Origin of the sequence: Simplicispira sp. (genome assembly GCF_028687295.1) — a bacterium.
Lineage (GTDB): Bacteria > Pseudomonadota > Gammaproteobacteria > Burkholderiales > Burkholderiaceae_C > Simplicispira > Simplicispira metamorpha.
The window spans coordinates 1-6,835 of the sequence record NZ_JAQUAL010000171.1 but is presented as its reverse complement, the minus strand read 5'-3'; the positions used below and the strand labels follow the sequence as shown (position 1 = coordinate 6,835).

Genomic DNA, 6,835 nt, shown 5'->3' with positions numbered 1-6,835 from the left:
GCCAGTGCCGCTGCGCGCGGCACGGCCAGGGCGTTTTCCACGGCGTGGCGCACGGCCTGGTGGACTTCGCGGCTGTCTCTGAAGCGCACCTCGATCTTGGTCGGGTGGACGTTCACGTCCACCCGCGCCGGGTCGATCTCGATATAGAGCGCATACACGGGCTGGCGTTGGCCGTGCAGCACGTCTTCGTAGGCGCTGCGCGCGGCATGTTGCACGACTTTGTCGCGCACAAAGCGGCCATTGACGTAGCAGTATTGCTGGTCGGCGCGCGCGCGGGCGGCGTCGGGCAGCCCGGCGCGGCCCGTGACGGTGACGCGCCCTTCGCGGTGGTGCAGGGGCACCGATTGCGCGACGAACGCCTCGCCCAGCACATCGGCCAAGCGCCGGGCCAGCGTGGCCTGGGCGTTGGCAGCGAGCGCCGCAGGGCTGGCGGGACTGGCAGAGCCACTGGTGGGCACTCCACCGTTGGCGGTAGCGGCGGCAGGGCTGGCCGCTGGCGCCTCGCCCTCCGGTGGTATGGGGCTGGCGGACTGTCCAGGCGGCTGGCCGGGCACGAAGGTGGCGCGCCACTGCTCCACCAGTTTGCCCTCGTGCCAGATGGCAAAGCCCACGTCGGGCCGTGCCAGTGCGTGGCGGCGCACGGCCTCGACGCAGTGGGCCAGCTCGGTGGCGTCGGTTTTCAAAAACTTGCGCCGCGCCGGGGTGCTGAAAAACAGCTCTTTCACTTCCACCGTGGTGCCGGTGGCGCGGGCCACGGGGCGCAGTTCGCCGCTGCGCGCGTCCAGCAAGAAAGCGCTGTCTTGCCCGTGCGGGCGCGAGAGCAAGGCGGTTTCTGACACCGAGCAGATGGCGGCCAGCGCCTCGCCCCGAAAACCCATGGTGACCACGGTTTCCAGCTCGTGCAGGTCGGTGATTTTGCTGGTGGCGTGGCGGCGCAGGGCAATGGGCAGCTCGTCGCGGGCAATGCCGCTGCCGTCGTCCTCGACGGCAATCAGCCGCACGCCGCCAGCCAGCAGCCGCACGGTGATCTGGCTGGCGCCCGCGTCCAGGGCGTTGTCCACCAGCTCGCGCACCACCGAGGCGGGGCGCTCCACCACTTCGCCAGCGGCAATCTGGCTGATGAGTTCGTCGGGCAGGTCGCGGATGGGGCGGCGGGCTGGAGCGGCGGGCGCCGCCGTGGCAGTGGCCGGTGCAGGGGAGGAAGAGGTGGCGCTGGAGGGGGTGGCGCTGGCGCGGGCGCTGGGGTCAAGGGCATTCACCGGCACGATTTTACGCAGCGGGGGTGGTGGGGATAATGCCCCTCTCATTTTTGCCAACGCGCACACGACCGTTGCCCGCACCCATGGAAGCCATCACTTTTCTCATCGATTTCATCTTGCACGTGGACAAGCACCTGGAGGCGTTCGTGGTCGCCTACGGCATGTGGGTGTATGCACTGCTGTTTCTGATCGTGTTTGTGGAAACCGGCGTGGTGGTGATGCCGTTTTTGCCGGGCGATTCGCTGCTATTCATCGTGGGCGCGCTGTGCGGTGCCGGGCTGATGGACTTTGGCCTGGCCTGCTCGGTGTTGCTGGTGGCGGCCATTTTGGGCGACCAGTGCAACTACACCATTGGCCGCTATATCGGCCCCAAGGTGTTCCAGTGGGAGAACTCGCGCTGGTTCAACCGCCGCGCGTTTGACCAGGCCCACGCGTTTTACGAGCGCTACGGCGGCATCACCATCGTGCTGGCGCGCTTCATGCCGTTCATTCGCACCTTTGCGCCCTTTGTGGCGGGCGTGGCGGCCATGGGTCGGGGCAAGTTCACGGCCTACAACGTCGGTGGTGCTGTGCTGTGGGTGATGGGCATTTGCACGGCGGGGTACTTTTTTGGCAACCTGCCCTGGGTCAAGCTGCACCTGGACAAAATCATCTGGGGGCTGATTCTGGTGCCGGGGCTGATTGCCCTGTGGGGTGCCTGGCGCGGCACCCGCCAAGGCACTGCGCCAGCGCCTGCGCCCTGAGGTTGGTGCCAATCTGCTCTTTTATTGATAGCTGTTAGCGCACGCCACGCGTGCGCTCAGGCCTGTTTTTGCCTGAAGTTCTGACCGCCGCACCCGCACCAATCGCCGGGTGCGGGCGTGGCTCAGCGGCGGTTGCGGCGTGGGGGCTGGTCGTTGCCTTCACCGATTTCGTGGCCGATAAAGGCGCCAGCGGCTGCACCGCCGATGGTGCCCACGGCACCACCGATGACGGCATCGCCCACCACACCGCCCACCACGGCGCCTACGCCGGTGCCTATCTGTGCATTGGTGGGGTTGGAGGCGCAAGCGCCCAGGGCGAGCGCGGCCACGCAGCTGGTGGCGATGAGCAAGGAACGAGTGGACATGGGGAAATCCTTTTGGGTGTGAAACGGTGGTCAGGGTTAACGCAAACAGATAACTGTGTACGCAACACCACTGCCCTACTGTGGCACCCTGCGCTCGCCCGCGCTGTAGGACGCAGCGGGGCGGCGCTGTCAGACCCGGCGCCGAAAGGTGGGCGCTGCCTGCGCGCCCATGCCATGTCCACCTACACCGAGCGGCTGCGCGCCAGCGGCGGGTTTTTGGCAAAGTAGCGCGTGATGCCGCGCATCAGCGCATCGGCCAGCTGCTCCTGGTAGGCGCTTGAGCGCAGCTTGGCCTCTTCGCCGGGGTTGCTGATGAAGGCGGTTTCGACCAGCACGCTGGGAATATCGGGCGCCTTGAGCACGGCAAAGCCCGCTTGCTCCACGCGCGGCTTGTGCAGCTTGCCGACGTTGCCGATCTCGCCCAGCAGCACGCTGCCCAGCTTGAGGCTGTCGTTGATCTGTGCGGTGGTGCTCATGTCCAGCAGGGCGCGTTGCACATGCTGGTCTTTGGCGCGCACGTTGATGCCGCCGACCAGATCGGCCTGGTTTTCCTTGTTGGCCAGCCAGCGCGCTGCCGTGCTGGAGGCGCCGCCCTGGCTGAGCGCAAACACGCTGGCGCCGCGCGCGTCGGGGTTGGTGAAGGCATCGGCGTGGATGCTGACGAACAGGTCGGCCTGCACGCGCTGGGCTTTTTGCACGCGCGTGGCCAGGGGCACAAAGTAGTCGCCGTCGCGTGTGAGGTAGGCGCGCATGGGGTTGCCGCCAATGGTGGTGGCGTTGATGCGCGCGCGCAGCAGGTGGGCCACGCGCAGCACCACGTCTTTTTCGCGGGTGCCGCCGGGGCCGATGGCGCCGGGGTCTTCGCCGCCGTGGCCGGGGTCCAGGGCCACGATGATGAGGCGGTCAGTGCGGCTGGGCGTGGCGGCCTGGGCAGTGCCTGCCGCAGGCGGGCGCGCTGGGGCAGCGGGTGCGGGTGCTAGGGCGGTGGGCGCTGGCGCTGGTGTGGTCGGTGGCGGTGCTGCCGCCACGGTGGTGGGGGCGGGCGCCGGTGCGGGTGCCGGGGTGGTGCGCGCGATGCTGTCGGGCGGGAGCGGCGCGGTGTGCTGGGCAATCAGCGTTTCCAGCGCATCGTGCGCAGGCGTGCCAGGGGTGGGCGGTGGGATGGGCGCGGGCTTGTGGTCGCGCAGGCGCTCGGCAATCAGGGCCTCCAGCGGGTCTACCGGGGCGGCGGGGTACAAGTCCAGCACCAGCCGGTGCCCGTAGGCGGCAATCGGCGGCAGCGTGAACACCTGTGGCAGCGCTGCCTGTTTCAGGTCTAGCACCAGGCGCACCACGCCGGGCGTGTTCTGGCCGACGCGGATGCCCGCGATGTTGGGGTCGTCCGAGCGCACCTTGGCCACCAGCTCGCGCAGGGCGGGGTTGAGGTCGATGCCCTCGATGTCCACCGCCAGGCGCGGCGGCGTGGTGACAAAAAACTGCTTGGCCGAGAGCTTGGTGTCCGATTCGATGGTCACGCGCGAATACTCGGGCGCAGGCCAGACGCGCACGGCCAGGATGTTGGCGCCGCGCGCCAGTTGGGCTGCGCCCAGCAGCAGCACCAGCGTGCCGCCTTGCAGCAGGGTGCGCCGCGCGGCGCAGGGCACGGTGTGTGCGGCGCCCGGTGGGGGAGCGGCATGGCTCATGCGTTTATTCCTTGTAAAAGGCCGCAGCCCAAGGGGGTGTGCGCGTGCAGCACGGCACGGCGCTGGTGGTCGTCAATTGCTTCAATAGTAATAGCTATGTCCGCAGGCGGGATGAGCCCTACAGCCTTTTCAGGCCATTCGGCCAGCTTCAGGCCCGGGGCGGCAAAGATGTCGCGAAAGCCTGCATCCTCCCACTCGCGCGGGTCATCGAAGCGGTAAAAATCAAAGTGCCAGATGGCCAGGCCCGGCGCCTCGTGCGGCTCCACCACGGCGTAGGTCGGGCTTTTGATGCGGCCTTGAACGCCCAGCGCGCGCAGCAGGTGGCGCACCAGCGTGGTTTTGCCCGCACCCAGGTTGCCGTGCAGGGTGATGAAAGCGTTGGCCAGCAGCGGCTGCGCGGCCAGCTGGCGGGCCAACGCGGCGGTGTCGTCTTCGTTGTGCCAAGTGCAGTGGCGCAGCTCCATGGGCGAGGGGCTTTCTACAATCGGGCGATGGTGGTGTGCAGCAGTCAACTCGTTCCTCAAATTCAGCAGTGGGCGCGCGAACTGGGATTTTCCCAAATCGGCGTGGCCGGGGTGGATTTGTCCGACGCCGAGCCCGGATTGGTGCAGTGGCTGGCCCAGGGGTTCCATGGCGATATGGCTTATATGGCCGCGCACGGTTTGAAGCGCGCGCGGCCCGCCGAGCTGGTGCCCGGCACCGTCAGCGTGATTACGGCGCGCATGGATTATTTGCCCCGCGCCACCCCGGACGGCTGGCAGGCGCTGGAGTTTGCGCGTTTGCACGATCCGGCGCAAGGCGCTGTCTCGCTCTATGCCCGGGGGCGTGATTACCACAAGGTGCTGCGTACGCGGCTGCAAAAGCTGGCCGAGCGCATTGCGCAGGCCGTGGGGCCGCTGGGCCACCGGGCGTTCACCGACTCGGCGCCGGTGCTGGAGGCCGAGCTGGCCAGCCGCAGCGGCCAGGGCTGGCGTGGCAAGCACACGCTGGTGCTCAACCGCGATGCGGGCTCGATGTTTTTTCTGGGCGAAATCTATATCGACCTGGCCCTGCCCGCCAGCGCGCCGGTGAGCGCGCACTGCGGCCAGTGCCGCGCCTGCCTGGACGTGTGCCCCACGCAAGCCATCGTGGCGCCCTACCGGCTGGATGCACGCCGTTGCATCTCTTACCTGACCATCGAGCACGCCGGGCCGATTCCGCTGGACTTGCGCCCGCTGCTGGGCAACCGCATTTACGGCTGTGACGATTGCCAGCTGGCCTGCCCCTGGAACAAGTTTGCCCAGACCAGCACCTTGCCCGACTTTGACGCGCGTGCCGGTTTGTCGGGCCAGCAACTGGTGCATTTGTTTGCCTGGGACGAGGCCACCTTTTTGCGCCTGACCGAAGGCGGCCCCATCCGCCGCATTGGCCACGAGCGTTGGCTGCGCAACGTGGCCGTGGCGCTGGGCAACGCGCTGCGCGCTGCGGGTGAGGCGGGCGCTGCGGGTGCGGACGCTGGCGCGCTGCGGGCCGCATTGCAGTCGCGCGCGCAGCACGACAGCGCCTTGGTGCGCGAGCATGTGGCCTGGGCGCTGGCGCAAGCCCATTGAAGGTCAAAAGCGGCTCTAGCCCAACAGGAGTGCGCGCAAGCAGCTATCAAAATAATAGTTATCCTTGCGCCGCTGAAGGCGTTGCTGCCACCCTTCAGCGCGCCAGCTGGGTCTGGATTTCGCGGGCGATGCCCTCCAGCGGCACGAAGCGGCCCACGGCGCCGCGCTTGAACGCCTCTTTGGGCATGCCATAGACCACGCAGCTTTTTTCATCCTGGGCCAGCGTCTGGGCGCCGGCCTTGCGCATCTCCAAGAGGCCCACGGCGCCGTCGTCGCCCATGCCGGTCATGATGACGCCCAGGGCGTTGGCACCGGCGCATTTGGCCACCGAGCGAAACAGCACATCCACCGACGGCCGGTGGCGGTTGACCAGCGGGCCATCGACCACCTCGACAAAATACTGCGCGCCGTTGCGCCGCAGCAGCATGTGTTTGCCACCCGGCGCAATCAGCGCGCGGCCCTGGATGACGAGGTCGTTGTTTTGCGCCTCTTTCACCTCGATCTGGCACAGGCCGTTCAAGCGGCTGGCAAAGGCGGCGGTGAACTGCTCGGGCATGTGCTGCACGATGACGATGCCGGGCGAGACGCGCGGCAACGCCGTCAGCACCAGCTCCAGCGCCTGCGTGCCGCCGGTGGAGGTGCCCAGCGCCACCACGCGCTCGGTGGTCTGGATCATGGCCTGGCGCGATGGCTCGGCGGGCGGCAAGATCACATCGGCGGTGTGTTTGCTGGTGACCTGCAATCGGCGCACATTGGCCTTGGCGGCGGCTTTGACGGCCGAGGTCAGGTCTTCGCTGGCATCGCTCAAGAATTGCTTGAGGCCGATTTTGGGCTTGGTGATGATGGCCACGGCCCCGGCGGCCAGCGCTGCCAGTGACGTCTCGGTGCCCCGGTCGGTCAGGGTGGAGCAGATCACCACCGGGGTGGGCCGCTCGGCCATGATTTTTTTCAGGAAGGTGATGCCGTCCATGCGCGGCATCTCGATGTCGAGCACGATCACGTCGGGCCACTGCGTAGCCATGCGCGACATGGCCAGAATCGGGTCGGCCACGGCGGCCATGACTTCGATATCGGGGTCTTGTGCCAGCAGCGCCGACACCACCTGGCGCACCACGGCGGAGTCGTCCACCACCAGTACCTGTATGCGTTTCATGGGGATTTTGATCGGTTGGTCCGGGAGAAAGCGGCCCCGGGGGG

The 6,835-nt window shown here is 67.7% G+C and carries 7 protein-coding genes; 2 read left to right on the top strand and 5 right to left on the bottom strand.

What is annotated here, in order from left to right; translation table 11 throughout:
• Positions 1-1,145: DNA mismatch repair endonuclease MutL (gene mutL / locus PHX69_RS14560; RefSeq protein WP_288044628.1), on the bottom strand; the 1,145-nt coding region annotated here is incomplete at its 3' end.
• A gap of 197 nt (positions 1,146-1,342) precedes the next feature.
• Between mutL and PHX69_RS14555 the strand changes: the two genes are divergently transcribed.
• The gene (locus PHX69_RS14555) at positions 1,343-2,002 is read left to right on the top strand and encodes a DedA family protein (RefSeq protein WP_119011778.1); all 660 of its coding nucleotides are present in this window, start codon (positions 1,343-1,345) and stop codon (positions 2,000-2,002) included.
• Positions 2,003-2,124: 122 nt separating this feature from the next.
• Here PHX69_RS14555 and PHX69_RS14550 read toward each other — a convergent pair whose 3' ends face one another.
• The 3 genes from PHX69_RS14550 to tsaE form a co-directional block, all read right to left on the bottom strand.
• Positions 2,125-2,367 (bottom strand): YMGG-like glycine zipper-containing protein, encoded by a 243-nt coding sequence (locus tag PHX69_RS14550; protein WP_119011779.1) that lies wholly within the window; start codon positions 2,365-2,367, stop codon positions 2,125-2,127.
• A 182-nt stretch (positions 2,368-2,549) separates the two neighbouring features.
• Positions 2,550-4,049 (bottom strand): N-acetylmuramoyl-L-alanine amidase, encoded by a 1,500-nt coding sequence (locus PHX69_RS14545; protein WP_288044625.1) that lies wholly within the window; start codon positions 4,047-4,049, stop codon positions 2,550-2,552.
• Positions 4,046-4,561 carry a tRNA (adenosine(37)-N6)-threonylcarbamoyltransferase complex ATPase subunit type 1 TsaE gene (gene tsaE / locus PHX69_RS14540; RefSeq protein ID WP_502958542.1) on the bottom strand — a complete coding sequence of 172 codons (516 nt, stop codon included), beginning with the start codon at positions 4,559-4,561 and terminating at the stop codon, positions 4,046-4,048. The genes PHX69_RS14545 and tsaE overlap by 4 nt, the downstream gene beginning before the upstream one ends.
• Between tsaE and queG the strand changes: the two genes are divergently transcribed.
• Complete coding sequence (gene queG, locus PHX69_RS14535) at positions 4,541-5,638, top strand: tRNA epoxyqueuosine(34) reductase QueG (RefSeq protein ID WP_119011782.1); 1,098 nt, start codon at positions 4,541-4,543, stop codon at positions 5,636-5,638. The genes tsaE and queG overlap by 21 nt on opposite strands.
• Positions 5,639-5,732: 94 nt before the next feature.
• Here the strand turns inward: queG and PHX69_RS14530 are convergent, their stop codons facing one another.
• Positions 5,733-6,791, bottom strand: a complete 1,059-nt coding sequence (locus tag PHX69_RS14530) for a protein-glutamate methylesterase/protein-glutamine glutaminase (RefSeq protein WP_288044620.1) — start codon at positions 6,789-6,791, stop codon at positions 5,733-5,735.
• Positions 6,792-6,835 lie beyond the last annotated feature (44 nt).

Bases quoted from the DNA above. Each gene is read 5' to 3' on its own strand.
- PHX69_RS14555 (WP_119011778.1), top strand. From the start codon at position 1,343: ATGGAAGCCATCACTTTTCTCATCGATTTCATCTTGCACGTGGACAAG.
- PHX69_RS14550 (WP_119011779.1), bottom strand. From the start codon at position 2,367: ATGTCCACTCGTTCCTTGCTCATCGCCACCAGCTGCGTGGCCGCGCTC.
- PHX69_RS14545 (WP_288044625.1), bottom strand. From the start codon at position 4,049: ATGAGCCATGCCGCTCCCCCACCGGGCGCCGCACACACCGTGCCCTGC.
- queG (WP_119011782.1), top strand. From the start codon at position 4,541: ATGGTGGTGTGCAGCAGTCAACTCGTTCCTCAAATTCAGCAGTGGGCG.
- PHX69_RS14530 (WP_288044620.1), bottom strand. From the start codon at position 6,791: ATGAAACGCATACAGGTACTGGTGGTGGACGACTCCGCCGTGGTGCGC.